At 64.3% G+C, this 25346-nt stretch carries 24 protein-coding genes; 11 read left to right on the top strand and 13 right to left on the bottom strand.

Features of this window, described 5'->3' with window-relative positions; translation table 11 throughout:
- Positions 1–330 precede the first annotated feature (330 nt).
- The 3 genes from ACL02S_RS21405 to ACL02S_RS21395 all read left to right on the top strand — a co-directional run bounded on the left by ACL02S_RS21405 (position 331) and on the right by ACL02S_RS21395 (position 4458).
- Positions 331–1704: a diguanylate cyclase domain-containing protein gene (locus ACL02S_RS21405; RefSeq protein WP_412804261.1), complete on the top strand. Its 1374-nt coding sequence runs from the start codon at positions 331–333 to the stop codon at positions 1702–1704.
- A gap of 25 nt (positions 1705–1729) precedes the next feature.
- The gene (locus tag ACL02S_RS21400) at positions 1730–2077 is read left to right on the top strand and encodes an antibiotic biosynthesis monooxygenase family protein (protein ID WP_412804260.1); all 348 of its coding nucleotides are present in this window, start codon (positions 1730–1732) and stop codon (positions 2075–2077) included.
- Positions 2078–2160: 83 nt separating this feature from the next.
- Positions 2161–4458, top strand: a complete 2298-nt coding sequence (locus ACL02S_RS21395) for a HelD family protein (protein ID WP_412804259.1) — start codon at positions 2161–2163, stop codon at positions 4456–4458.
- Between the two features lie 95 nt (positions 4459–4553).
- Here ACL02S_RS21395 and ACL02S_RS21390 read toward each other — a convergent pair whose 3' ends face one another.
- The gene (locus ACL02S_RS21390) at positions 4554–5006 is read right to left on the bottom strand and encodes a universal stress protein (RefSeq protein WP_412804258.1); all 453 of its coding nucleotides are present in this window, start codon (positions 5004–5006) and stop codon (positions 4554–4556) included.
- A 409-nt stretch (positions 5007–5415) separates the two neighbouring features.
- On the opposite strand from ACL02S_RS21390, the gene ACL02S_RS21385 reads away from it, so the two are divergent.
- Genes ACL02S_RS21385 through ACL02S_RS21375 form a run of 3 tightly spaced genes read left to right on the top strand, consistent with a single transcriptional unit; the run spans position 5416 to position 7660 of the window.
- Complete coding sequence (locus tag ACL02S_RS21385; protein WP_412804257.1) at positions 5416–6207, top strand: nuclear transport factor 2 family protein; 792 nt, start codon at positions 5416–5418, stop codon at positions 6205–6207.
- Positions 6208–6232: 25 nt separating this feature from the next.
- Entirely contained in the window at positions 6233–6793 is a 561-nt protein-coding gene (locus ACL02S_RS21380; protein ID WP_412804256.1) for a TetR/AcrR family transcriptional regulator, read from the top strand.
- A gap of 9 nt (positions 6794–6802) precedes the next feature.
- On the top strand, positions 6803–7660 hold the full coding sequence (locus ACL02S_RS21375; RefSeq protein ID WP_412804255.1) for an alpha/beta fold hydrolase: 858 nt from the start codon (positions 6803–6805) through the stop codon (positions 7658–7660).
- A gap of 417 nt (positions 7661–8077) precedes the next feature.
- On the opposite strand, the gene ACL02S_RS21370 is transcribed toward ACL02S_RS21375, so the two are convergent.
- On the bottom strand, positions 8078–9034 hold the full coding sequence (locus ACL02S_RS21370) for a DUF6597 domain-containing transcriptional factor (protein WP_412804254.1): 957 nt from the start codon (positions 9032–9034) through the stop codon (positions 8078–8080).
- 52 nt (positions 9035–9086) lie between these two features.
- Here ACL02S_RS21370 and ACL02S_RS21365 point away from each other — a divergent pair, with 52 nt between their 5' ends.
- Positions 9087–9557: a VOC family protein gene (locus ACL02S_RS21365; RefSeq protein ID WP_412804253.1), complete on the top strand. Its 471-nt coding sequence runs from the start codon at positions 9087–9089 to the stop codon at positions 9555–9557.
- A 98-nt stretch (positions 9558–9655) separates the two neighbouring features.
- Here the strand turns inward: ACL02S_RS21365 and uvrB are convergent, their stop codons facing one another.
- Positions 9656–11848, bottom strand: coding sequence for an excinuclease ABC subunit UvrB (uvrB, locus tag ACL02S_RS21360; RefSeq protein WP_412804252.1), 2193 nt, complete (start codon positions 11846–11848; stop codon positions 9656–9658).
- A gap of 108 nt (positions 11849–11956) precedes the next feature.
- Between uvrB and ACL02S_RS21355 the strand changes: the two genes are divergently transcribed.
- Positions 11957–12481, top strand: coding sequence for a ribonuclease FAU-1 family protein (locus ACL02S_RS21355; RefSeq protein WP_412804251.1), 525 nt, complete (start codon positions 11957–11959; stop codon positions 12479–12481).
- Between the two features lie 18 nt (positions 12482–12499).
- Here the strand turns inward: ACL02S_RS21355 and coaE are convergent, their stop codons facing one another.
- Both coaE and rpsA read right to left on the bottom strand, forming a co-directional pair.
- A complete protein-coding gene (gene coaE / locus ACL02S_RS21350; RefSeq protein WP_412804250.1) occupies positions 12500–13702 on the bottom strand; it encodes a dephospho-CoA kinase in 1203 nt (400 codons plus the stop codon).
- A gap of 825 nt (positions 13703–14527) precedes the next feature.
- Entirely contained in the window at positions 14528–15994 is a 1467-nt protein-coding gene (gene rpsA, locus ACL02S_RS21345) for a 30S ribosomal protein S1 (RefSeq protein WP_412804249.1), read from the bottom strand.
- A gap of 270 nt (positions 15995–16264) precedes the next feature.
- Here rpsA and ACL02S_RS21340 point away from each other — a divergent pair, with 270 nt between their 5' ends.
- A complete protein-coding gene (locus tag ACL02S_RS21340; protein ID WP_412804248.1) occupies positions 16265–17110 on the top strand; it encodes a class I SAM-dependent methyltransferase in 846 nt (281 codons plus the stop codon).
- 27 nt (positions 17111–17137) lie between these two features.
- Here the strand turns inward: ACL02S_RS21340 and ACL02S_RS21335 are convergent, their stop codons facing one another.
- The 8 genes from ACL02S_RS21335 to ACL02S_RS21300 form a co-directional block, all read right to left on the bottom strand.
- Entirely contained in the window at positions 17138–17296 is a 159-nt protein-coding gene (locus ACL02S_RS21335) for a type II toxin-antitoxin system antitoxin (protein WP_412804247.1), read from the bottom strand.
- Between the two features lie 12 nt (positions 17297–17308).
- Positions 17309–18193: an SPFH domain-containing protein gene (locus ACL02S_RS21330; RefSeq protein ID WP_412804246.1), complete on the bottom strand. Its 885-nt coding sequence runs from the start codon at positions 18191–18193 to the stop codon at positions 17309–17311.
- 178 nt (positions 18194–18371) lie between these two features.
- The gene (locus ACL02S_RS21325; RefSeq protein WP_412804294.1) at positions 18372–19124 is read right to left on the bottom strand and encodes an amino acid ABC transporter ATP-binding protein; all 753 of its coding nucleotides are present in this window, start codon (positions 19122–19124) and stop codon (positions 18372–18374) included.
- Between the two features lie 26 nt (positions 19125–19150).
- Entirely contained in the window at positions 19151–20110 is a 960-nt protein-coding gene (locus tag ACL02S_RS21320) for an amino acid ABC transporter permease (RefSeq protein ID WP_412804245.1), read from the bottom strand.
- 3 nt (positions 20111–20113) lie between these two features.
- Positions 20114–21037 carry an ABC transporter substrate-binding protein gene (locus ACL02S_RS21315; RefSeq protein WP_412804293.1) on the bottom strand — a complete coding sequence of 308 codons (924 nt, stop codon included), beginning with the start codon at positions 21035–21037 and terminating at the stop codon, positions 20114–20116.
- Between the two features lie 434 nt (positions 21038–21471).
- Positions 21472–22140, bottom strand: a complete 669-nt coding sequence (locus ACL02S_RS21310) for an MspA family porin (RefSeq protein ID WP_412804244.1) — start codon at positions 22138–22140, stop codon at positions 21472–21474.
- A gap of 65 nt (positions 22141–22205) precedes the next feature.
- Entirely contained in the window at positions 22206–22880 is a 675-nt protein-coding gene (locus ACL02S_RS21305; protein ID WP_412804243.1) for an MspA family porin, read from the bottom strand.
- 242 nt (positions 22881–23122) lie between these two features.
- Entirely contained in the window at positions 23123–24223 is a 1101-nt protein-coding gene (locus tag ACL02S_RS21300) for an isocitrate/isopropylmalate dehydrogenase family protein (protein ID WP_412804242.1), read from the bottom strand.
- A gap of 79 nt (positions 24224–24302) precedes the next feature.
- On the opposite strand from ACL02S_RS21300, the gene ACL02S_RS21295 reads away from it, so the two are divergent.
- A complete protein-coding gene (locus ACL02S_RS21295; RefSeq protein WP_412804241.1) occupies positions 24303–24833 on the top strand; it encodes a 2'-5' RNA ligase family protein in 531 nt (176 codons plus the stop codon).
- A 48-nt stretch (positions 24834–24881) separates the two neighbouring features.
- The gene (gene trxA, locus ACL02S_RS21290) at positions 24882–25253 is read left to right on the top strand and encodes a thioredoxin (protein WP_412804240.1); all 372 of its coding nucleotides are present in this window, start codon (positions 24882–24884) and stop codon (positions 25251–25253) included.
- Positions 25254–25346: the final 93 nt, after the last annotated feature.

Below are 25346 nucleotides of genomic sequence, written 5' to 3'. Positions count from 1 at the left end.
GACCGCCATGCTAAGCATGGGCACCGACATGTTCCGTCGACCGCCTGCTACCTCGATCGATAGTGGCGGAACCAGCGGAAGACCGGTACCGATCGAGCCGCGGCCGCCCTCCTTGCACGACCCGCACGTATCGAGTAGCCCCGGTCGGTGGCTGCCGTGCCGCACCCACTACGCCGAGGCAGACCGCCCATCGACGACAGGGAAAACCGGTTATGCCGTAATCGCCGGATCGAACCTGGGAAACTGCCGGTACTGTGATCGGAGCAACACCATGCGCAGCGTGATCTTGTACACGTCGAAACCAGAATAATCCGAGTTCCAATGGCCATAATGGGGTCGACGATGGGGGTTCGAGTGGGTGATGACAAGCTAGCCGCCGCGGTCGACGCCGCCGAACAACTGGCTGCGCGCTATCGCTCCCTGGTCGAGCACACGCCCGACGGAATCTGCGTACACGAGGGTGGCGTGATCGTCTATGTCAATCCCGCCACCGTCCGCTTACTCGCCGCCGAAAGTGCCGAGCAAATAATCGGCAGACCGCTGACCGACTTCGTCCATCCAGCTTCTATACCCGCGATGCTCGACCACATCAGTACCCTGACCAGCGCGGGAGCGGCCTCGGCCCCGACAGAGATGCGGCTGATGCGACTGGACGGTATCGGCGTCCCTGTCGAGACGGTATCGGTGCTGGCCGCCTGGCACGACCGGCTCGCCTACCAGGTGGTCATTCACGACCTCACCGCACAACGGCATGCCGAGGCCGCGCAGCGCAAGGCCGAGCACTACTTCACCACGGTCGTCTCCCAGCTGGAGGAAGGTGTCGTGGTGATCGATCCGGAAGGGCGGATCGAATCGATGAATCCGGCGGCCAGGCGCATCTTCGGCACCGAAGGCTCCGACCAGCAACTGATCGGCCACACGATCCAGTCGCTACCACTGATCCTGCTCGATGCGAACGCGCAGCCACTACCACCGGCCCGGCACCCCATCGCGCGCACCCTCGCCACCGGTGAGACCATCACCGGCTATATCTTCGGTGTCGACCGTCCCGATGGCCAACGCCGCTGGCTGTCGGGCAGCAGTCGCCTGCTCAACCCCGGTGACACCCGCTCATCGGCGGTCTCCTCCTTCGCCGACATCACCGAGTTCCGGGCCAGCAGACGGCAGCTGGAGTATCAGGCCACGCACGATTCACTCACCGGCCTCGCCAACCGCTCGCTGATCCTGTCCCAGCTGGCAGCGGCACTGGCCAGCGCGGAGAAGATACTGCCGGTGTCCACCGTGCTGTTCATCGACCTGGACGGATTCAAGGCCATCAATGACACCCTCGGGCACGCCATCGGCGATACGGTCCTGCAGATCGTCGCCCAGCGGTTACAACGCGCGCTGCGCCGCGACGACCTCGTCGGCAGACTCGGTGGCGACGAGTTCCTGGTACTGCTGTCCGGCGCTGCCCGAAGGGTCGACCTCGACGCGCTGGTGAACCGGCTGCGCAACACCATGGCCGAACCGATCATCGCCCGCGGGCACCGCATCGAGGTGAACGCCTCTATCGGTGTCACCGAGCTGAGCGACCGCGATCGGCGCACACCGGAGGCAGTGCTGCACGACGCGGATGTGGCGATGTACCGCGCGAAACCGTCCGGGCGCCATGATGGCGGCGTCACCCCTGGTCGCAGGCCGGACAACTCTCAGGTGTCCTGACAGGTTCTCGTGCGATCGTTCTCACATGATCATCGAACACGCCCTGTTACCGGTAGCCCCCGATCGAGCCATGGATTTCGAAGCAGCCTTCACCGCCGCACGTCCGATTATCGAGAGCATGCCCGGATTCCGGTCACTGTCGCTGTCGCGCGGCATCGAGTCGCCAGGCAGCTATCTCCTTCTGGTGGTGTGGGAACAGCTAGAGGATCATGTCGACGGATTCCGCGGTTCGCCGGAATATCAGCGCTGGAAAGACCTGTTGCACCATTTCTACGAGCCGTTCCCCGCAGTCGAGCATTTCGCACCGGTGCCGCTCGCGGAGAACGGTGACTGCGATACCGCGGCTGCTGCGGCACCACCGCGACCCCAGTAGACTCGGCAACCCTGCTTTTCCGAGTACGCATCTGCCCGGCCCGGGTAACGTGTACGGCTCTTCGCGGTGACAAGGAGTTCAGTTTGCCCGACCTCACTCAGGACCGTGCTGCTCACAATGGCACCCCCGAGCAGACCCGCGAGACCGAACAGGAGCAGGCCTACCTCTCGGTGCTGTACAGCAGGCTGGACGAGATGCGTGCTTATGCGCACAACCGGCTGCGTACGGTGCTGCTGGAGACCGGCGGCACGCCACAGGCCCGCAGCGAACGGGAGTCCTTCACCCAGCTCTATACCGAGGACCTGGCCAAATACGATGCCGCCGAACACGGTCTCTGTTTCGGCCGGATCGACCTCGATGGCGCGCACGACGAATACCGCTACATCGGCAGGCTCGGCATCCTCGACGAGAAGGACGATTACGAGAGCCTGCTGCTGGACTGGCGTGCTCCGCTGGCCCGGCCGTTCTATCTGGCCACCACCGCGGCTCCGGATGGGGTGACCCGGCGCAGGCATATCCGCTCCCGCAACCGCACGGTCACCGCGATCAACGACGAATATCTCGATCTGGACGCCGCCCGCCGAGCCGGGGTCACCGAATCCGACGGCGGAGTCGGCAGCGAGAGCGCGCTTCTGGCCGCGCTCAACGCCGCCCGCACCGGCCATATGAACGACATCGTCGAGACCATCCAGCACGAACAGGACGCCATCATCCGTTCCGAGCACAAAAGTGTGCTCGTCGTGCAGGGCGGGCCTGGTACCGGCAAGACCGCCGTCGCACTGCACCGCGCCGCCTATCTGCTGTACACCCATCGCAAACAGCTGGCCAAAAGTGGCGTGCTCATCATCGGACCGAACGCCACCTTCCTCGACTACATCGGCCAGGTCCTCCCCTCGCTCGGCGAGACCGGCGTACTGCTGTCCACCATCGGCGACCTGTATCCGGGTGTCCGGGCGACTCGTACGGACTCGCTGCGGGCGGGCGAGATCAAAGGTTCGCTGACGATACTCGAAGTCCTGAAGCAGGCGGTGCGCGACCGGCAGGAGGTGCCTGCCGAACCGATCCGGCTGAGCTTCGACGGATATCCGGTCACACTGGACCGCAAGATCGCCACCAAGGCCCGTGGTCGCGCGCGGTCTTCGCGCCGCCCGCACAATCTGGCCCGGCCGATCTTCGCGAGCTCGGTGATCGACGCGCTGACCGACCAGCTGGCCCAGACCATGGGTGCCGACCTCTCCGGTGGTCCCAGCCTGCTCAGCTCGGCCGATCTCACCGAGATCCGGGACGAGATGCGCGCCGACCCACATATCCAGGCCGCCATCGGCAGACTATGGCCGATACTCTCGCCACAGACGGTGCTGGCCGATCTGCTCGCCGATCCGAATCGTTTGGACCGAGCCGCGCGCGCACTGGACCCCGCCGACCGCGCCGAACTGCTGCGGGCGGACAACGGGCAGTTCAGTGCCGCCGACGCACCACTGCTGGACGAACTGGCCGAACTACTCGGCGTGGACGATACCCACGAGCGCGAGCGTGCCCGCAAACGCTGGCGAGCCCAGATCGCCGAAGCCCAGGACGCGCTGGACATTCTGACCGGCTCCGCGCCACAGGATCTCGAAGACGAGCTCGATCCGGAGATCCTGATGGCCTACGACCTGATCGATGCGAACCAACTGGCCGAACGGCAGAACGTGCGCTCCGGGCAGACCACCGCGGAACGCGCGGCAGGCGATCGCACCTGGACCTATGGGCACGTCATCGTTGACGAGGCACAGGAGCTGTCGGAAATGGCCTGGCGCATGGTGATGCGCCGCATCCCGAACCGGTGGGTCACCGTGGTCGGTGATGTGGCGCAAACCGGCGACCCGGCAGGTACCGCATCGTGGCAGCGGATGCTGGAACCTTATGTCGCCGCCCGGTGGAAACTGACCGAGCTGACGGTCAACTACCGCACGCCCGCCGAGATCATGGATATCGCCGCCGAGGTACTCGCCGCGATCGATCCCACGGCGACCACACCACGCTCGGTCCGCGAGACGGGCGTCGCGCCACGTGCCTACCAGGTCGAGCCGAGCGCGGTACCCGCACAAGTAGCCCGGTTGGTCGCCACCGAGACCGGCCCCGGCACCACAGCGGTGATCGCTCCACGCACACTGCTGACGCAACTGAGCGACCTCGCCGGTGAATCGGTACGGGTACTGACCGTGCACGAGGTGAAAGGCTTGGAGTTCGACGCGGTCTATCTGGTCGAACCACAGGGCATTCTGGACGAATCTCCGCGTGGGCTCAACGATCTCTACGTCGCACTCACCCGAGCTACCCAACGACTGGATGTCGTACACAGTGCGGAGCTCCCTGAGGTGCTACGCCGGTTGCGCTGACCGCGCCGGTACACCACGAACGGCGAAGGCCGCGTGCCATATCGCGGCTGTGCGACAGCCACGCGGCCTTCGCCGGTAGCAGAAAAGAACGGGACTCAGCGGACGGTGTGCACGATCAGTACATCCGAGCTCGACTTGCGCGCCAGGTCGGAAGGCACCGAACCGAGTAACCGGCCGGCCAGGGTGTTCAGTCCGCGATTACCGACCACGAGCAGATCGGCGTCGACCTCCTCGACCAACGACAGCAGGGAATCGACCGGCTCGCCGACGATGGCGCGCTCGACGACATCGGCCGCGCCCGCCGCGAAGGCCTTTTCTCGTGCGATACGCAAGATCTCGTTGGTCGGCGCGGAACCGCGTACCTGGTAGGCCTCCTCCTTGAGGGCATCGGTGGCAGCGGCGACATCACGTTCGCCGGTGGGGTAGTACGCGCAGGCCACGACCAGGGTCGCGACGGATACACCGGCCAGAGCGCCGGCTTTCTCGACAGCGACATACGACGAGTCCGAGCCATCGGTACCGACGACAATGGTTCGGTAGGCTGTCATGCTCTCCTCCAACTATGCGGTAGGCGGGTGCCGCGCACGGTATCGCCTCGGACAGATCGGGCGACGGCGCGGCGGCTGGGCTCGACCCTAGCGGCAAAAGACGCGGAAATTTCGAAGAATTGCACGACATCACAGCGAGGGTGCCCGTCCGCCATCGCAGTGGATGCACTGGAGAAACCGGAAGAACCGAACCGACCAGCTCGGGCCCGGTCATACCAGGACTGAGCGGTGATATACCGAAACCGAATCGAAGAACGTTGCGGCCCTGGGATATCCATCACACGAATCGTCCGCCGGAGCGAAATCGGCCCATTACGACCGAGTAGAGCACACATCGATTTCCTTGACTGGAATGATCCATCCAGTATGCTGGACGCAGCGCATCCTTACTCGCGGAAGGCACCCACCCATGACCGCAACGCCCGCAACGACGACCGTCACCGCAGGCCGGCTCGTCGAGATGTTGGAAGCCCTCTACAACCGCGACGATCCGAGCCTGCTCCGCGCTCTCGCGGCAGCGCACCTCCGCCACTACTCGTCAGGGATCGGTGATGGTGTGGACGCATGGGTCGCCTACGCGGCGGCCTTCGCCGGAACCAGTCCCCTGATCGCCGTGCACCGCACCGTCAGCGCGGGCAACCGGATCGGAATTCATGCCCACTACCGCTGGAACGTCGATCGAGTTATCGACGGCGGCCCAGGCGTCGCAGTCGCACACATCTTCACCATCGAGTCCGGCCGGATCGTCGAGGCTGTGGAGGTGACGCAGGCCGTCACCATCGAATCCGTCTCGGGCAACGATATGTTCACCCAGCTGCATCCCTCGGTCGATCGCCAGGACCAGGAACACAACCAACAGATCGCCCGGCGGGTCGTCACCGAATTCCTCGCAGGCGATACGTCGCTGCGCGACGAACTTCTCAGCGACTACACCCAGCACAACCCGTTCATCCCGAACGGAGCCGAAGGCATCGCCGGGTTCATCGATATGCTGGGCGGGAATCCCAACGACTACCAGTGGGCAATCGCCGAGGGCGACCTTGCCTGGACCTACACGCGCTACCTCAGTACGACGATGGGGACGCCGCCCTTGGTCGGCGTCGACATCTGGCGCTTCGACGCGGCGGGCAAGATCACCGAGCACTGGGATGTCCTCGAATCCGACTTCACCAGTCCCGACGGCCGCACGTTCCCCGGCTGAGCCGACGAGAGTCCCGAGCACACCGATGCCATCCGACGCTGCGAACCGACTCATCGAGGCTGTGCTGCTGGCTATCCGCGAGCACGGCTACGCGGGCACAAGCATGCAGAACCTCCTACGCGACACCGGCGTGTCTTCGAGCTCGATGTACCACTTCTTCCCCGGAGGGAAAGAAGAGCTGGTCGCATCCGCGGTGCGCAGCGCAGGACTCACCGCAGCCGAACAGATCGCGGACGTTCTCGATCGGCACGAGCTCACCGAAGCGATCGCCGTCATCTTCGACGCGGCGGCCGCCGAGATGGCGGCCGCCGACTTCACACTCGGGTGCCCGATCGGCGTTCCGGCTACCGAGGCACCGGCCGACTCGGTAGCCATCCAGGAGGCGGTGGCCGAAGTCTTCACGGCATGGGCAGCCGCCTATACAAAGGCGCTTCGCGCATCCGGTTTCGGCTCCGAGCAAGCGGCGATGCTCGGCCGCTTCATCGTGGCGGCCTACGAGGGGTCGGTCACCCTCGCACGTGCCACCCGCACAGTCCAGCCGTACCACGACGCGAAAGCCATCGTCACCACGCAACTCGCCCGTTAGGACCACGACATGATGCACTTCGAACGGCAGACCGTCGACGACTACGACCTCAGGATCGCCCGGGTCGACAACGGTGACCGGCCGACCGTCGTCATGACCAACGCCTTCCCTCAGTCCATCCGTTGCTGGGAATCCCTCTGGGAGCGTCTGGCCGACCACTTCGACCTCCTCGCCGTCGACCTACCGGGTTTCGGCAAGTCGACCGGATCGGGGCCGGTCATGCGACCCTCCGCCCAAGCCGACGTCCTCGTGCGACTGATGGACGCCTATGGGCTCGACGAGGCCTTCCTGATCGGGCCCGATATCGGCGTCCCGATCGCACTGTGGGTCGCATCGCGCCACCCCGAACGACTTCTCGGGGTCAACATCTACGACGGCCCCGGCACCTGGCCGTCCGATTTCGACCCGGCTCTGCGCGCCGCGACCCGCTCCCGAGTGGTCCGATGGCTCGCAACTCGCCGACCGATACGACGACAGCTGATGAGGCAGAACCTCAACGCGGCGACCGCGGCGGGCTACCACCACTTCACGCCATCAGCTGCCGCGGTCGAGGAGTACCGAACGATCTGCTTCGACCCGGAGAAGCACCGCAACGCATTCGACTTCCTCGGCTCGTACGCCGCGGAGCTGCCCGTGCTGGAGAAGCACCTGCCGTCCATCACCGTTCCCGTGCTGATCACCTGGGGCGCCCACGATGAGTTCGTGCCCCCGTCGAACGCCGAACGCCTGCATTCGGCCCTCCCCAACAGTGAGCTGACCGTCTTCGATGACGCAGGCCACTTCTCGCATGAGGACGCCGACGACGAGTGGCTGCGGCGATTCCGCACATTCGTCGAGACCTATCACCCTCGGAACCTGCGCACCTGACCGGGCCCGAGACCACCTCTATCTCCGGTATGCGTCAGTGATTTTCACCCAGCGGCTCCTCGATCACAGTGTCGGTCGGATCCGCTCGCCTCATCAGCGGCACGCTGACCACGAGGCCTCCGATGTTCAGGTTCTTCGTCACCGAACCCGCTACCGAAGACCTCGCTTCACCTGATCACCACCAACGTCTTTCGCTCTAACAGCCGAAAGACACTACGCGGCAATACCTCTCGATTCGAACCACTTTCACGACACGTGTCAGGGCCACGGCTGGTAGTCCGCCCAGAACAAGCTGATGATCGCCCCTATGATGTCCATAATCTCCCTCTTCCTGAACAGTAGAACAGACGTGCAATACTAGCCTGTCCGATAAACTGGACGTCGAAAAGCGTTCCGGTGATGGTCGATCCGAATTCATCAGCGTGTGCAAGGAACGCGAACACCAGCCTCCCCCTCCGCACTGTCCAGCCGCGATATCTCGGCCCGTAACCCCTTCTCCGTGACCTCATCGCGCACACCCAGTGACTTCTTGGCGTACTCCGATGGTGACATCCCCACCGCCGCGGTGAACTCATGGGAGAAATGCGCCTGGTCGAAGTAACCCAGCTCCGAGGCCAGCGCGGCAAGATCCTCGACGCGCCCCCTGGCGAGCAGCTCAGCCCCATCTTGCAATCGATAGCGACGCAGCACCCATTTCGGCCCTGCACCGACATACCGCCGGAACATGCGCTGCAATGTGCGGACAGACACATCGAAACGCTCGGTGATCTGACCGACTTTGGTCAGCTCACGGTCGGTCGCCATGGCCTCGATGATCCGCAGCACCAGCGGATACACCGGGTCATGGACCACAGACCTGGACGTGAGGTACTCCTCGGCGACGGCACGGCGCTGCTCGTCGGTCGCCGCCTCCAGCATCCGCTCGGTCAAACCCGCTGCCTCCGGCATGATGTCGATGATGTTCACGGCACGGTCGCGAAACGCTCCGACATCCAATCCGGTGAACGCACCGAACCCACCCGCGCGGAATCGAATACCGAATGTCTCCCCTAGACCACTGAGTTCGCGGATGAACGTGGTGGTGCACACCCCATTGACGAATCCTCCGGTACACGTGTCGGTTCGTTCGAAGGTGACATTCACACTCGGAAACGGCAGCACCTGGGTGCGGTACGGCGGCCTGCCACGCAGATCCCAGCGCACCGACCAATACCACTCGACATAGCCTCGCGTCGTCGTGCTCGGCGGCAAACGGATCAGCGAGCGATGTTCGGCCTGCTCGGCAGGATGCAGGATGCCCCTGGTGTCGGTGAGCGTCATGGGATGGCGAGCCGGTGACAGCCCTGTGGTGGATGATTCGGCGCTACCTGGCACGATGTCGCTTTCCTACAAGACCTGCCTGTTGCGGTCGGCGACTATGGTGCGCATGACGAACACAGTGAATCCCATTGCCACCGGCTACCATTCGATCACCTGCTTTCTCGCGGTCGGTGACGGCGACAGCGCGATCGATTTCTACACCACTGTCTTCGGAGCAGAGGTGCTCAGTCGCAACGACCTGCCCGATGGGCAGCCCGCGCACGCGGAACTGAAGATCGGCGACTCGACCCTGCAGCTGGGAATGCCGATCCCGGATAACGGAGTACTCGCCCCGAACGGCGAGTGGGTGCACACCTCGATCGTGCACTACTGTCCCGATGTCGACGCGGTGGTGGGGCGTGCCGCCGAACACGGTGCCCGGGTCGTCGAGGAACCGCAGACTTTCGTGACCGGTGACCGCTACGGTGTGATCATCGATCCGTTCGGCCACCGCTGGGCGGTAATCACCAAGGTCGAAGACATCTCCCGCGAGGAAGCCGAACGGCGTGTGAACGAATGGATGGCTACTCAGGCATAGCCACCCGAACATCGCGACCCCGTTGCGGCAGTGGCTGCACAGCACACCGCCGCAACGGCTGTCGGATATGCGCAGGCATCCAGCCGCAGCGGGGTGGCTCACTGCAATCCAGCGGCGTCCATGCCGCGCAACTCCTTCTTCAGATCCGCGATCTCGTCGCGTAACCGGCCTGCCAGTTCGAACTGCAATTCTCTGGCCGCGTTCATCATCTGCGCGGTGAGCTCGGTGACCAGGCCCGCGAGTTCGGCGCGTGGCATCGACGCGATATCGCGGCCCTCGTACACCCCCGAACTCACCGCCGCACGCCCCGGCTCGCCCGGTGCGCGCCTGCCGCGGCTGGCATTACGGCCGGAGCCGCCTACCTCTACCTCGGTTTCCTCGGCCTCCTGGTACACCTGGTCGAGGATGTCGGCGATCTTCTTGCGCAGCGGCTTCGGATCGATGCCCCTTTCCTCGTTGTAGGCGATCTGTTTCGCGCGGCGGCGTTCGGTCTCGTCGATGGCGTACTGCATGGAATCGGTGATCTTGTCCGCGTACATATGCACTTCACCGGAGACATTGCGCGCCGCGCGGCCGATGGTCTGGATCAGCGCGGTAGTGCTGCGCAGGAACCCTTCCTTGTCCGCGTCGAGAATCGCCACCAGCGACACCTCGGGCAGGTCGAGACCCTCGCGCAGCAGGTTGATGCCGACCAGTACGTCGTATTCGCCGAGCCGCAGCTGTCGCAGCAGCTCGACGCGACGCAATGTATCGATCTCCGAGTGCAGATAGCGCACCCGGACACCGAGCCCGAGCAGATAGTCGGTGAGGTCCTCGGCCATCTTCTTCGTGAGTGTGGTGACCAGCACCCGCTCATCGCGTTCGGCGCGTTCTCTGATCTCGTGCAGCAGATCGTCGATCTGGCCCTTCGTCGGCTTCACCACGACCCTCGGATCGACCAGTCCGGTCGGCCGGATGACCTGCTCGACCACCTCACCGCCGGTCCGCCCGAGCTCATACGGTCCTGGGGTGGCCGACAAGTAGACCGTCTGCCCGATACGATCGGCGAACTCCTCCCAGGTGAGCGGCCGGTTGTCCACCGCGGACGGAAGGCGGAAGCCGTACTCCACCAAGTTCCGCTTACGGGACATATCGCCTTCGTACATGCCACCGATCTGCGGGACTGTGTTGTGCGACTCGTCGATGACCAGCAGGAAATCTTCCGGAAAGTAGTCGAGCAACGTCGCGGGGGCCGAACCGGCCGGACGCCCATCGACATGCCGCGAGTAGTTCTCGATACCGGAGCAGAAACCGACTTGCCGGATCATCTCCAGGTCGTACTGGGTACGCATGCGCAACCGCTGTGCCTCCAGTAATTTGCCCTGGCGCTCCAATTCGGCGAGCCGCTGCTCCAATTCCGCCTCGATATCGCGCACCGCGCGTTCCATCCGCTCCGGACCTGCCACATAGTGCGTGGCCGGGAAGATTCGCAGCGTATCGACTCGACGGAGCACATCGCCGGTGAGCGGGTGCAAGTAGTACAGCGCCTCGATCTCGTCGCCGAAGAACTCGATGCGGACAGCGAGTTCTTCATAGGACGGAATGATCTCGACGGTATCGCCGCGCACCCGGAACGAACCACGGGTGAACGCCATATCGTTGCGGGTGTACTGCACATCGACCAGCAGCCGCAGCAGTGCGTCCCGATCTATTTCCGCGCCCACCGCCAGCTGCACCGACCGGTCCAGATACGACTGCGGTGTGCCGAGGCCATAGATACACGACACCGAGGCGACCACCACCACATCTCGCCGGGACAGCAGATTGGAGGTCGCGGAATGGCGTAGCCGCTCGACATCGTCGTTGATCGAGCTGTCCTTCTCGATGTAGGTATCGGTCTGCGCGATATACGCCTCGGGTTGGTAGTAGTCGTAGTACGAAACGAAGTACTCGACAGCATTGTTCGGCAGCATCTCGCGCAGCTCGTTGGCCAGCTGAGCGGCGAGTGTTTTGTTCGGCGCCATCACAAGCGTCGGCCGCTGCAATCGCTCGATCAGCCAGGCCGTTGTGGCCGATTTACCGGTGCCGGTGGCGCCGAGCAACACCACATCGCGCTCCCCTACCCTGAGCCTGCGCTCCAGCTCATCGATCGCCGCGGGCTGATCTCCGGCAGGTTGGTACGCGCTGACCACCTCGAACCGGCCGCCGACGCGCTCGACCTCACCGACCGGGCGGAACTCCGAGTGGGCGAGCGGCTGTTCGGCAGCCCCGCCCTCGTCGCTGTGCGCCGGTATCTCGGTTGCGAATGCCATGCCACTCAGCGTAGGCCCGGCCACCGACAGATTCCGCCGGGCTCAACCTGACGAACCGCTCGCCACGCCCTGCCCGGCGCATTTGATGCGGCGGTAAATTCTTGAGGTATGGCGCAGGCACCTATCGTCGACGTACACCGGCCCAAAGTCGAATACTTCGATATCACGGAGCTGACCAATACGGACCCGAAGGGCTATGTACGCCCAGTCGACCGGTACCACGTGGAATCGTGGGGCCTGTACATGGCGCGCAGCTCGGACCATCCGCAATTCCACTACCTGGAGTCCTGGCTGCTGCCGAAGCTGTTCCTCCGCGCGACCGTATTCCACTACCACGCGGCACATCGGCGCGATCAGGACTACTACCTCGACGTGGGCGAGTTCACCATGATCACGCCACAGAAATGGAAATCCGTCGACCACTACCTGGACATCATCGTGCGCTCGGCGCGGGACACCCAACTGCTCGACGTCGACGAACTGCTCGCCGCGCACGCCACCGGACTGCTCACGCTCACCGAAGCCGAGGCCGCCGTACAGCATGCGAACGCCGCCATCGACGGCATCGCCGCACATGGGCACACCCTGGAGGGCTGGCTCGAATCCATGGGCATCACCCTGACCTGGTTATAGGCACCGCGCACTCGGCCGCTAGCCAGTCTGCCAGGCCAGAGCCCGCGGATAAGCGGTGGCGAACCACGGCTCCTCGACTTTCTGATAGGCCGATGTCGCCGCCACCCCGGTCAGCCCAGCTGCCGCGGCCTCACCCGCACGTTTCACCGCGAGATACTCCGCGCGAGCATCGGTATCGGCGCTCAGCCAGTCCCGTATCAACAACGTGTACCGCTGACCGGGCGAACCCGCCACCCGCACATGGACGTTCGCCAACCGCCCAGGATCGGCGCTCTGATGAAAACGCTTGGACCACAAGGCGGTATCGATGCCCGCCGGGTCCTGCGACGTCGGTTTCGGATCATCCTGGGTGATATCCGGCCTGCACGGGAAGCCCGCGGCGCCGAGCGCGTCCCGCAGGCTGTCCGCCGCGGCCAGATCGGCGACCGTGATCTGCAGATCGAGTACATCCTCGGCGGGCAGACCCGGCACCGCGGTCGAGCCGATGTGGTCGATCCTGGACGCGGTGGTCCCGCAGGCGATCCACAGCCTGGCGATCAGCCGCTGCGCCTCGGCGGGCCAATCGGGATCCGGCGGCACGATCCGGATCGCGCCGCGCCGTGCGGAAGTCCCGGTCCGCAGGTTCTGTTCGAACGGCACCAGACGCTCGGTCCACAGCCGGTGTACTTCCGCCTCGACCTCGCCGGGAGCGCCGCTATTGTCGAGCAGCACATCGGCAACGGCCCGGCGCTGTTCGTCGGTGGCTTGTGCCGCGATACGCGCCCGCGCATCGGCTTCGTCGACTCCACGGAATTCGACCAAGCGGTGAATTCGTGTTTCGATATCGACGTCGACGACCAGAACGAGATTCATCAACGGCGCGAGACCATTTTCCACCAGTAGTGGAATATCCTGTACGACAATCGACTCCGGCGGCGCCGCGGCAATCAACTCCGCGGTGCGTTTTCCGACCAGCGGGTGGGTGATCGAATTCAGCTTCGCGCGCGCGGCATCGTCACCGAATACCTTGGCTGCCAATGCGGGCCGATCGAGGCTGCCATCCGCGGCGAGGATATCGGCGCCGAACACCTCGACGAGCGCCGCGAGCCCCTCGGTACCCGGTGCGACCACTTCGCGGGCGATCAGATCGGAATCGATGATCACCGCACCCAGATCGGCCAGTGCCAGCGCCACCGTCGACTTGCCCGCTCCCATGCCTCCGGTGAGGCCGATTCGTAACATTCGACCAGTGTTACATCCAGGAGAGGTTCGAGCATTCCCCACCCCGGTTCCACTGCGACCATGCTGGGCACAGTCACGCTGAGCACACCGAATCCGATTCTCCTACGGCGAAACCGGAACCGGGAAACCTTCGATCGCCGCCGATGCGCGGGAGAATCTCTTCGAGTACCCGATGCGGGCGCGTATTCAACCACCTACACCAGCATTTGCCTGATCCGTGACTGCGTCGATACCGATTCGCAACAATTATGCGTGAATCCAGTTCTGTCAGTGATATTCCGACACGCCGAAAGCGATTATTAGCGCAAAATACCCTTCCGGGTAGTTTTCTTCGAGTAACCTTCGCCGTGGCGATCCAGGCCGATACCAGCTAGCAAAGGAAAATCATTGGGTACCAGAATCAACCAGTCGGGTCGCCACCGCCTGGGTATCGAGGGTCGAGTGCACTGCGTTCGGATCCCTGCTGTGGCGGCGGCGCTCGCGGCGCATCGCCGTTCTTGGTTCACCGCATTCATCAGTCCTGCTCGGCACAGTCGCACTGCCACACGCAAGCGCGCGACAACGCCCGCGATCCGCTGGGTACCCGCCACCGCGAGCTGAATCAGATATCGACACGGCCCAGCCCCGCCGCGGCTGGGCTACTTTTGTGCTCGGATAACCGGATACGAGGTATGCGGGCTGGTAGAGCCGCGCGGTTCTGCCATTGCCGCCAACGGCGCGAACCGCTGCCTACCGATAAGACCTCATACCGATGAAGCCATAGAACCCACCGCGCCCCCGACCGGAATGGTCGGGGGCGCGGTGGGTTCGGTCTATGCCGATCGATCAGGCGTTGCCGGAGAGCTTCTCCCGCAGTGCCGCCAGCTGAGCATCGCTGGCCAGCGAGCCACCCACCGACTCGGCCTGGCCGGCCGAGGACTGCGCATTGCTCTCGGAGGAGTAGTTCGACGCGCCCGCTCCGGCCTCGGCCTCGGCCGCGGCGTCGGCCGCCATCTTCTCCATCTGCGCGGTGTGCATCTTGTGGCGACGCTCCGCCTCGGCGTAGCGGCCTTCCCACTCCTCACGCTGCTTGTCGAAGCCCTCGAGCCATTCGTTGGTCTCGGGATCGAAGCCCTCGGGGAAGATGTAGTTGCCCTGCTCGTCGTAGCTGTCGGCCATGCCGTACTTCGAGGGGTCGAACTCGGCGTGGTAATCCTCGTTGGCCTGCTTGAGGCTCAGCGAGATCCGGCGCCGCTCCAGGTCGATGTCGATGACCTTGACCATCGCGTCGTCGCCGACGGCGACAACCTGGTCCGGGACCTCGACATGGCGCTCGGCCAGCTCGGAGATGTGCACCAGGCCCTCGATACCCTCTTCGACGCGAACGAACGCACCGAACGGAACGAGCTTGGTGACCTTGCCCGGCACGATCTGGCCGATCGCGTGGGTGCGGGCGAACTGCCGCCACGGATCTTCCTGGGTCGCCTTGAGCGACAGCGAGACACGTTCGCGATCCAGATCGACATCGAGCACCTCGACGGTGACCTCGTTGCCGACCTCGACGACCTCGGACGGGTGATCGATGTGCTTCCAGGACAGCTCGGAGACGTGCACCAGACCGTCGACACCGCCCAGATCGACGAAGGCGCCGAAGTTGACGATGGAGGAGACCACACCCTTGCGGACCTGGCCCTTCTGCAGCTGGTGCAGGAACTCGCTGCGTACCTCGGACTGGGTCTGCTCCAGCCAGGCGCGCCGCGACAACACGACGTTGTTGCGGTTCTTGTCCAGTTCGATGATCTTGGCTTCGATCTCCTTGCCGACGTACGGCTGGAGATCGCGCACCCGGCGCATCTCGACGAGCGAGGCGGGCAGGAAGCCGCGCAGGCCGATGTCCAGGATCAGGCCGCCCTTGACGACCTCGATGACGGTGCCGCGGACGGCCTCGTCCTTCTCCTTGAGCTCCTCGATGGTGCCCCACGCACGCTCGTACTGCGCCCGCTTCTTCGACAGAATCAGGCGGCCTTCCTTGTCCTCCTTGGTGAGCACGAGCGCCTCGACCTCATCGCCCACGGAAACGACCTCATTGGGGTCGACATCGTGTTTGATGGACAGCTCACGGGAGGGGATGACGCCTTCGGTTTTGTAACCGATGTCGAGCAGGACCTCGTCGCGATCGACCTTGACGATGGTTCCTTCGACGATGTCGCCGTCGTTGAAGTACTTGATCGTGGCGTCGATGGCGGCGAGGAAATCCTCGGCGGAGCCGATGTCGTTGACGGCTACCTGCGGCGAGGTGACAGTGGTGGGCATATGTCGGTGTGCTCCGGACGGATTGTGGTCGGTTGCGGACATTGGAACTTTCGGTACGCTGCGATCTCACGCGAGATGCGGAGACGGACACTGAGGAACGTACCGCACCGCACTGCGTGTCAAACGCATCACATCGAACCAGCACGAAGTGAATTCCATACAACTGCACGCACGGCACAGCTGCACGCAAGGCACTCGCGCGTTCAGCGTACGCGACCCCGGTCCGGCCGGGCAAACCGCCCGGTTCGCCACACCGGTAACCTGATCGGCGTGTCGGACGATCGCCATGCGCACGCAAATGCACTGCTCGCAACCTCGGGCACAACGCGGACCAAGGTCGGCTCGGCGGTCAGCCAGCACGCCAGCCGCCGGTGGTGGGATGCCGATGCCGCCCAATACCACGAGGAACATGCGGAGTTCCTCGGCGTCGACTCCCCCGGCGGCGAGTTCATCTGGTGCCCGGAGGGCCTACACGAAGGCGATATGCGCCTCCTCGGCGATCTCGCGGGGAAGCTGATCCTCGAGGTCGGCTGCGGCTCTGCGCCGTGCGCCCGCTGGCTGGCCGGACAAGGGGCGCACCCGGTCGGCCTGGATCTGTCCCGCGGCATGCTGGAACGAGGTCGGATCACCATGGCACACGGGGGTCCACAGGTACCCCTGGTCCAAGCGGGCGCGGAGGCCCTTCCGTTCGCCGACGCCTCCTTCGATCTGGCCTGCTCGGCATTCGGCGCGATACCTTTCGTCGCCGATTCGGCGCTGGTGATGCGGGAGGTGGCCAGGGTGCTGCGGCCGGGCGGACGCTGGGTGTTCTCGGTGAATCATCCGATGCGCTGGATCTTCCCGGACGATCCGGGCCCGGCCGGGCTGACAGCCACCATCCCCTACTTCGACCGCACCCCTTACGTCGAGGTGGACGACGCGAGCGTCCCGACCTACGTCGAACACCACCGGACCATCGGCGACCGGGTCCGCGAGATCGTCACGGCGGGACTGCTGTTGGAGGACATCGTCGAACCGGAATGGCCGGAATGGCTCGACCGTGAATGGGGGCAGTGGAGCCCGCTGCGCGGCGAACTGTTCCCCGGCACCGCCATCTTCGTCACCAAGAAGCCGTGAGCACGGTGGGCCCGCGCGCCGACACCGTCAGTTCGGCTTCGGTTTCCTACCGGCCTGTTCCAGAGCCAGGCGCAGCGCGTATTCGATCTGGGCGTTGATACTGCGCAGGTCGTCGGCCGCCCACTTCGCGACGGCGTCGTGGACGGCCGGATCCAGGCGTAGCAGCAGTTTCTTGCGCTCAGCCATAGACCGTCACCTTCATGAGTAGAGCGAACCGGCGTTGACGACGGGCTGGGTCGGACGATCGCCGCACAGCACCACGAGCAGGTTCGACACCATCGTCGCCTTACGCTCCTCGTCCAGGTCCACCATGCCCTCCTCCGCGAGCCGATCCAGTGCGAGACCGACCATACCGACTGCGCCTTCGACGATCGTGGTACGCGCGGCGACCACTTGAGCCGCCTGCTGCCGGACCAGCATGGCCTGGGCGATCTCCGGCGCATAGGCGAGGTGGGTGATCCTGGCCTCCAGCACCTCGATACCGGCCAGCTCGGTGCGCTCCCGCAGTTCGACAGTGAGTTCCCCGGCGACCTCGGCACCGTCCCGCAGGCTGGTGCGTTCATCGTCGTGCGCGTCGTAGGGGTGGGTGGTGGCCAAGTGGCGGACCGCCGCCTCGGACTGGGTCTCGACGTACTCCTCGTAGTCGTCGACGGCGAAGGCCGCCTTGAAGCTGTCAACGACCCGGTAGACGACCACGGCGGCGATCTCGACCGGGTTGCCGTCGGCGTCGTTGACCTTGAGCTTCTGCGTCTCGAAATTGCGCACCCGCAGCGAGATGCTCTTACGGTCGGTCAGCGGGAGTACCGAGAAGAAGCCCGGTTCGCTCACCGAGCCGATATAGCGCCCGAAGAACTGGACCACCTTGGCCTCGTTCGGATTCACCACGGTCAGACCGGTCGCTAGCAACAGTAAGACGACTACTACGACCGTCGCGGCCACCGCACCGGCGATAGCGAGCGTATTACCGTTTTCTACCCCCGTGACGAAGCCGAGCGCCGCGCCTCCGCCGAACAGGAGCGTCGACACCAGCCATACCAACAGCACCAGAAAGCCATTGACATGGAACGCGGTTCGAAACTGCATGACATCCTCCCAGTATCAGAGTGATATCACTAAGATAGCAGAATTCCTCGAGATCACGGCCTCTTCGGCTGATAAGTGCGAGTGATACGACATCAGAGCGGCGCAGGTCATGACCCGCCACGCATCGGCACAGAGTGGGAACCCGCGCCGATGCGTGTATCGCCGGAGAAATGGAGATTCAGAGCAGCCGGGAGAGGAATGCCTTTGTGCGCTCCTGCTTCGGGTTGGCCAGCAGCTCGCTCGGCGGCCCCGACTCGACAACGACGCCACCGTCCATGAACACCAACCGGTCGGCGACCTCGCGCGCGAATCCCATCTCGTGGGTGACCACGACCATGGTCATACCCGACTCCGCGAGTTCCCGCATCACGGTGAGCACCTCGCCGACCAGCTCCGGGTCCAAGGCGGAGGTCGGCTCGTCGAACAGCATCAGCTTCGGATCCATGGCCAGCGCGCGGGCGATGGCCACGCGCTGCTGCTGGCCGCCGGACAGCTGCGCCGGATAGGCGTTCGCTTTCTCCGCCAAGCCGACCCTTGCCAGCAGTTCCCGCGCCCTGGCCACCGCGTCCGCCTTGCGGATCTTCTTGACCTGGGTGGGCGCCTCGATGATGTTCTCCAGCACGGTCCGATGCGGGAACAGGTTGAAGTGCTGGAACACCATGCCGATTTCCCGGCGTTGCCTGGCCGCCTCGCGCGGGTGCAGCTCGTAGAGCCTGCCCTTCTTCTCCCGATAGCCGACGAGCTCACCGTCCACGTACAGCCGGCCCGCGTTCACCTGCTCCAGGTGGTTGATACAGCGCAGGAAAGTGGATTTACCGGAGCCGGAAGGCCCGATCACGCAGAGCACCTCGCCACGACCCACCTCGAGCGAAACACCCCGGAGTACCCGCAGCGCGCCGAAATTCTTGCAGACCCGATCCGCGACGATCATCGGTGCGGTCTTCTCGATATCGACGGTCACTTCGCCTTCACCACCTGCTGGGCGTCGGCGAGTTCCCGCAACTGCTTGGCGGTCAGCTGCCGGGAAGCGCCGCGCGAGTAATAGCGTTCCAGATAGTACTGCCCGACCATGAGCACGCTGGTGATGGCCAGATACCAGGTGGCGATCACCAGCAGCAGCGGAATGGGCTGGAAGTTCACGCCGTAGATATCGCGCGCCCGGCCGAAGAGATCGGTGGACAGCGGGATCGCGGTGACCAGTGAAGTGGTCTTCAACATGCCGATCAGCTCGTTACCGGTCGGCGGGATGATCACCCGCATGGCCTGCGGCAACACTGTCCTGCGCATGGTCTGGCTCCAGGACATACCGAGCGCGGTGGACGCCTCCTGCTGTCCTTCACCGACAGAATTGATGCCCGCCCGGACGATTTCGGCCATATAGGCGGCTTCGTTGAGGCCGAGGCCGAGGACTGCGAAGAAGAACGCGGCCTGCAATCCCTGTACATCCAGATGAAAGAACTGCGGTCCGAACGGAATACCGAGCTGGATCTGCCGGTACAGCGAGGGGAACAACCCCCAGAACACCAACTGCACGAACACCGGTGTACCGCGGAAAACCCACAGGTATACCCACGCCGTGGCCTGCAAGACCGGGTTCGGCGACAATCGCATCACGGCCAGTATCGTCCCCAGCGCGATCGCGATGGCCATCGCCAGCACGGTCAGCTGCAGCGTCACCACGGCGCCCTCGGCGATCCGGCTGTCGAACAGATACTGCCCGTAGGTATCCCAGCGATAAGCCGGGTTCGTCGCGGCACCGTAGCCGAACAGCGCGACGAGGACCAGAATGACCGCCGCCGCTATCCAGCGCCCCGGCCTGCGCAACGGAACCGCTTTGATCGGCGCCGGCTCCTGTTCCGTGTCTGCCCCGCCGGGCCCGGGATCACCGGGCACCGGGCGAGTGTCGTTCTCCGTCATCGATCAGCCTACGGCGCCGTTGATCACGGACTTGGTGATGGCGCCTTCCTCGACACCCCAGTTCTTCGTGATCTCCAGGTAGTCACCGTTGTCCATCAGATGCTGGACCGCCTGCTGCAGCGCCACGGCGAGCTGGGAGCCCTTGGCGACCGCCCAGCCGTACGGCTGGGAATCGAACACCGGGCCCGCGGTCTCGATCTTGCCGTCGCTCTGCTTGATCGCGTACGCGGTCACCGGGGAGTCGGCCGACATCGCGTCGACCTGGCCGAGCATCAGCGCGTTGGTCGCGGCGCTCTGTTCGTCGAACGCCATGATGTCGATGGCGGGCTTACCTTCGGCGACACACTTGGCGCTCTTGGCGGGCACCTCCTCGGTATGTTCCACGGTGTTGGCCTGCACCGCGACCTTCATACCGCAGGCGTTCTCCGGGTCGACCGGCTTGCCCTGCTGCTGCGCCCACCGGATGCCCGCGTTGAAGTAGGTGGTGAAGTCGACCTGCTCCTCGCGTTCCTTGGAGTCGGTGATCGAAGACATGCCCACGTCATAGGTGCCCGCCTGGATCGCGGGAATGATCTTCTCGAACGCCGACTCGCGGTATTCGGCTTCGACACCGAGCACATCGGCGACCGCGTCCATCAGATCGACATCGAACCCGACGATACGACCGTCGGCATCCTTGTACTCGTTGGGCTGATAGGGAATGTTCACGCCGACGATGAGCTTGCCTGCCTCTTTGACCTCATCGGGAAGTTGCGCGGCGATCGCGTCGACCTTATCCGCTTGCACCTTCGGTCCGGCAGGGCCGGACTCCTCGGTGTTCGTGGTACAACCCGTCAATACCAGTGCGCCCGCAGCGAGCGCGCCTGCCGCGGCTCGCAGGGTGCGCCTGCCGAGGAACGATCGATCAGACACAGCAGCCCTCCACATTTCGACAACACGTAACCCGGGCTCTATCACCCGTTGGCAATCTAAGCGACCACAACGCTTCGCGCTGGACAGTAACGGAACAAACGCACAAAGTTGTCGCGCGGCCCCCTGCCGCCGGCATGCCGGCATACCGCAGGGACCATCCCCCGCTTACCACCTGATCTGCTTTTTTACCGTTTCACCTGCGATGAAGAGGAGCTCCGGCAACAATCCGGCCACGTGGGGCCACTGTTGCGAGCCGCAACTATTGTGGCCGAGCCCATAGCGTGGCCAACCGGTCGGCGGCACGGAGATACCCGTTCGGCGCACCGCGCACTCGGATTCGACCGATCGCACCATCCGGACAACAATCCCGCCACGACAGCAGACCCGGAACAGAGACAGGCCCGGTGCAATGCACCGGGCCTGTCTCGCTATGCCGTATCGCTCGGATATCAGCCGATGCTGAACGGCTGACCCCACAGGGTCACCGAGGAGCTCACGTTGTCCGTCTCGACCTTGACCTTGACGAACGCACGCGCCTGCGCGTAACCACCACAGCCGGACAGGCCGATGGTCTGATCAGCCCAGGTCACCGAACCGCTGGTGCCCTTGAACTTGTTGTTGCTCGAATGCGATTCACTGCCGAAGTCATCGGCACTCTCGCGATCGAGGATGTAGAAGGACTTCGCCTCGCCTGGGCCCAGCGACAGCTCGCCACCGGTGGAAGCACCGACACTCGGGCTCTGGCCCTCCCAGTCGATACCGGCATCGGCGCCACCTTTGACACCGCCACCGGAGATGTTCACCTGGCAGCCGACGACATAACCGGGGTAGATCTTGCCGCCCTTGGCCTTATCGCCGGACAGCTCGACCTGCGCGCTACCGGACACCCACGCGTTGCGGTGTACCGGGGTCGCGCCCATGGACGGGTTGATATTGGCCGACTCACCGACCAGACGGACCGTCACCACAGTGCCGTCCGACAGCGTCTGGGTGATCTCACCGCCCGGCAGCGGAACGAAGGTGTCGGCATTCGCCGCACCCGTGGAGAACAGGCCCATGGCGATGGTGGCGGCGGCACCGGCGCCCGCCATCCGCGCCACGTTCTTACGGTTGATCATGATTGATATCCCTCGAGGGTTGAGTTCGCTTCAGCGGAAGGATGTTTCAGTGGATTCGACAGACGTCAGCCGATGCTGAACGGCATCCCGTAGAGGGTGGTCTTGGAGTAGTGATCGCCGATGATCTCGACAACCGTGTAGGACCGCGCCTGGGCGTAACCCGCGCAACCCTGGATCGCGATCTCGATGTCCTGGTATTCGATCGAGTAGACACCCGGCTTCAGGATGTCCTTGGAATCGAGCTGCACGAACTTGACATCACCGGGGCCGATCTTCAGACCGATCGAGCCACCGGCATCGACGCCCTTGAGATCGATGCCGCCGGACACGCCCGCGGAGATCGCGTCATCGGCGATGCTGACCTGGCAGCCGACGATGTAGCCGGTGTTCACCTGCGACGCACCGTGTGTCGAGGAGTTGTTGGTGCCAGGCTTTCCGGTCGGGCCGTTGTAGGGACCGACCTTACCCTCGGGGGTGACGGTGACATCGGCAGTGGCAGTGCCCGAGACCCAGGCGACGCGCCCGGCGCCGTTGGCGGCCAGCGACGGCGAGATCACGGCGTGCTCTCCGGTCCGGGTGATCGTCACGCCGGGGCCCAGCTTCTCGCCGTCCGGCAGCGGCACGAAGGTATCGGCGTTAGCGGCACCGGCCGAGAACAGTCCCATGGCCACGGTCGCAGCAGCGCCAACACTCGCAACTCGGCCACCGCGACGCAAACCACTCATGTGGTTGTTGCTCATACTTCCCTCATCAGGTTCTGACGATTCGCCCCGTCCGTCGAGGCGACCGGCCTCCGGGAGGCCGAGAAGAGCATCCAGGGTTGCTCTATCCGTAAGGTGAACTGGCACCATCCATTAGATGAACCGGCACTGTCCAGAGCGATGAACTATTGCGGGCCGAGCGGTGTCCGGCTCTTTGCGATCGTGTGACAATGCCTTTCGACCCGCGTAAAGCCGACTGTTCCGTTCAGTATGGCCCGGCCTCACCGACAGTGCACCCTGGCGCACACCTGCTCGGTGAATTCGCTTGTCGAGGCAGAGCCACCGAGATCGGCAGTGGCGATCCCCGCTGCCAGTGTCGCGGCGACGGCATATTCGATACGCTCACCCGCCCAAGCCAATACACTGTCGGCGTCTCGGGAGGCCAACCAGCGCAACAGCATTGCCGATGACAGCTGTAATGCCACCGGGTTCGCCCGATCGCGGCCCGCCAAAGACGGTGCCGCGCCGTGCACTGCCTGGGCCATAGCTCTGGTCGCCGAACAGTTCAGCGATGCGGCCATACCGAGTGATCCGCTCAATTCCCCGGCCAGATCCGACAGGATGTCACCGAACAGATTCTCGGTGACCAACACGTCGTAATCGGCGGCGGCACGTACCAGATGCGCGGCTGCCGCGTCGACGTGTTCGTCGACGACCTCGACCCCCGGATACTCGGGCGCCACCGCATAGCAGACATCCCGGAAAAGCCCCATGGTCAACGGCAGCACATTGGCCTTGTGCACAATGGTCACCCGCTTGCGCCGAGTCGCGGCCAGAGCGAACGCCTGATGGGCGATCCGTTCGCACGCGGCGCGTGTCACCACGCCGACCGACATCGCGATATCCGGAGTCGGCTGGAACTCCCCTACCCCGGCGACCATATTGCGGTCGGCGTAGAAGCCCTCACTGTTCTCCCGGACGATCACCAGATCGATACCTGGCGCTGCCGCGGGCACACCCGCGAACGCGCGGGCGGGCCGGATATTGGCATAGAGGTCGAAGCGTTTGCGGATCACACCGCCCGGTGCGCCCACGGCGCGATGCTCAGCAGCGTAGGACGCATTGTCGTGCGGACCGAGGATCCAGGCATCCACCTCGGCGAGCGTATCGAGCGTCCGCGCGGGCAGCGGAGTACCGAACTCGGCGATGGCGCGATGACCGATGAGCAGTGGCACCCATTCGACCGGCGAGGCACCCACCGCCGACAACGCCTCGTCCACTACCAGCCTGGCGGCAGGCACGATCTCGGGGCCGATACCGTCACCGTCGATCAGACCGAGTCGCAGTGCCCGGCGCGCATCGGAATTGCTTACCACATCCACCGGGATATTCTCCCGCCATCGGACGAACCCGCGGGAAACGGCCCACGGGCCCACCGGGTGCGGCTACTTTCGGGAGACCATGGTTCAGTCGGTCGAACTACTCCTCGATGACGCCGCGGATACAGAGATTCGCCGCCAGTGGCGAATGCTTACCGAGGCCGGCGTACCGAGCCTGGCCACCCACACCGCGGAATCGAATCGTCCGCATATCACCGCCGTAGTGGCCCGACAGATCTGGCCACGTATCGAGAAAGCATTGGACCAGCAGGCATTCTCACCGGTGCAGGTACGGCTCGGGGGTCTGGTGATCTTCGGTGCGCGCCGCCTCATCCTGGTACGGCTGGTGGTGCCATGCGAGCCGCTGCTCGCGCTGCACCGGCAGCTCTTTCATACGATGTGCCCCTGTCCGGGTATTCCGGCCAACGTACATCCGGATGCGTGGACGCCACATATCACGCTGGCCAGGCGGGTATCCACAGAGCAACTCGGCACCGCGATCCGAGCTGTCGCCCATGACCGGGATTTCCCGGCTACCGTGCTGGGTATTCGTCGATGGGACGGGGAACAGCGGCGCGAGTGGCGAGTCGGCCGGATACGCCGTGGAAGATAACCGGCACAGCCCGCGTTACAGCTGACATACCGAATACGAGAGGACATCATGGCCACCCAGACGCTGACACAACACAACTTCGATGAGATAGTCACCGGAAACGACGTGGTACTCGTCGATTTCTGGGCCGAATGGTGCGGTCCGTGCAAGAGTTTCGCACCAACCTTCGAAGCTTCCTCCGACAAGCACCCTGACGTGATACACGGAAAGGTCGATACCGAAGCCGAACAGGGTCTCGCGGCGGCCGCCAATATCCGCTCGATCCCGACCATCATGGCTTTCCGGGAGGGTGTACTGGTGTTCGCGCAGCCGGGCGCACTGCCGCCTGCCGCGCTGGAGGATCTGGTGACTCAGGTCAAGGCGCTGGACATGGACGATGTTCGCAAGCAGCTCGCCGAACAGCAGGCCGCCGAACAATAGTCACGTGACGCTGTAGATCCCTTTGTATCCGGACCGTGGTAGCCACGAAGTGGTCGGTGGGGGCCCTGCGCCCACCCGCCACACCGAGGGTGG

It is taken from the genome of Nocardia spongicola (assembly GCF_047200775.1).
Taxonomy (GTDB): Bacteria; Actinomycetota; Actinomycetes; order Mycobacteriales; family Mycobacteriaceae; genus Nocardia.
This window is presented reverse-complemented; position numbering and strand designations above follow the sequence as displayed.

Bases quoted from the DNA above. Each gene is read 5' to 3' on its own strand.
- ACL02S_RS21305 (WP_412804243.1), bottom strand. From the start codon at position 22,880: ATGAGCAACAACCACATGAGTGGTTTGCGTCGCGGTGGCCGAGTTGCG.
- ACL02S_RS21400 (WP_412804260.1), top strand. From the start codon at position 1,730: ATGATCATCGAACACGCCCTGTTACCGGTAGCCCCCGATCGAGCCATG.
- ACL02S_RS21330 (WP_412804246.1), bottom strand. From the start codon at position 18,193: ATGCAGTTTCGAACCGCGTTCCATGTCAATGGCTTTCTGGTGCTGTTG.
- ACL02S_RS21385 (WP_412804257.1), top strand. From the start codon at position 5,416: ATGACCGCAACGCCCGCAACGACGACCGTCACCGCAGGCCGGCTCGTC.
- uvrB (WP_412804252.1), bottom strand. From the start codon at position 11,848: ATGGCATTCGCAACCGAGATACCGGCGCACAGCGACGAGGGCGGGGCT.
- trxA (WP_412804240.1), top strand. From the start codon at position 24,882: ATGGCCACCCAGACGCTGACACAACACAACTTCGATGAGATAGTCACC.
- ACL02S_RS21375 (WP_412804255.1), top strand. From the start codon at position 6,803: ATGATGCACTTCGAACGGCAGACCGTCGACGACTACGACCTCAGGATC.
- coaE (WP_412804250.1), bottom strand. From the start codon at position 13,702: ATGTTACGAATCGGCCTCACCGGAGGCATGGGAGCGGGCAAGTCGACG.
- ACL02S_RS21405 (WP_412804261.1), top strand. From the start codon at position 331: ATGGGGTCGACGATGGGGGTTCGAGTGGGTGATGACAAGCTAGCCGCC.
- ACL02S_RS21310 (WP_412804244.1), bottom strand. From the start codon at position 22,140: ATGATCAACCGTAAGAACGTGGCGCGGATGGCGGGCGCCGGTGCCGCC.
- ACL02S_RS21365 (WP_412804253.1), top strand. From the start codon at position 9,087: ATGACGAACACAGTGAATCCCATTGCCACCGGCTACCATTCGATCACC.
- ACL02S_RS21295 (WP_412804241.1), top strand. From the start codon at position 24,303: ATGGTTCAGTCGGTCGAACTACTCCTCGATGACGCCGCGGATACAGAG.
- ACL02S_RS21315 (WP_412804293.1), bottom strand. From the start codon at position 21,037: ATGTGGAGGGCTGCTGTGTCTGATCGATCGTTCCTCGGCAGGCGCACC.
- ACL02S_RS21380 (WP_412804256.1), top strand. From the start codon at position 6,233: ATGCCATCCGACGCTGCGAACCGACTCATCGAGGCTGTGCTGCTGGCT.
- ACL02S_RS21325 (WP_412804294.1), bottom strand. From the start codon at position 19,124: ATGATCGTCGCGGATCGGGTCTGCAAGAATTTCGGCGCGCTGCGGGTA.
- ACL02S_RS21335 (WP_412804247.1), bottom strand. From the start codon at position 17,296: ATGGCTGAGCGCAAGAAACTGCTGCTACGCCTGGATCCGGCCGTCCAC.
- rpsA (WP_412804249.1), bottom strand. From the start codon at position 15,994: ATGCCCACCACTGTCACCTCGCCGCAGGTAGCCGTCAACGACATCGGC.
- ACL02S_RS21390 (WP_412804258.1), bottom strand. From the start codon at position 5,006: ATGACAGCCTACCGAACCATTGTCGTCGGTACCGATGGCTCGGACTCG.
- ACL02S_RS21320 (WP_412804245.1), bottom strand. From the start codon at position 20,110: ATGACGGAGAACGACACTCGCCCGGTGCCCGGTGATCCCGGGCCCGGC.
- ACL02S_RS21355 (WP_412804251.1), top strand. From the start codon at position 11,957: ATGGCGCAGGCACCTATCGTCGACGTACACCGGCCCAAAGTCGAATAC.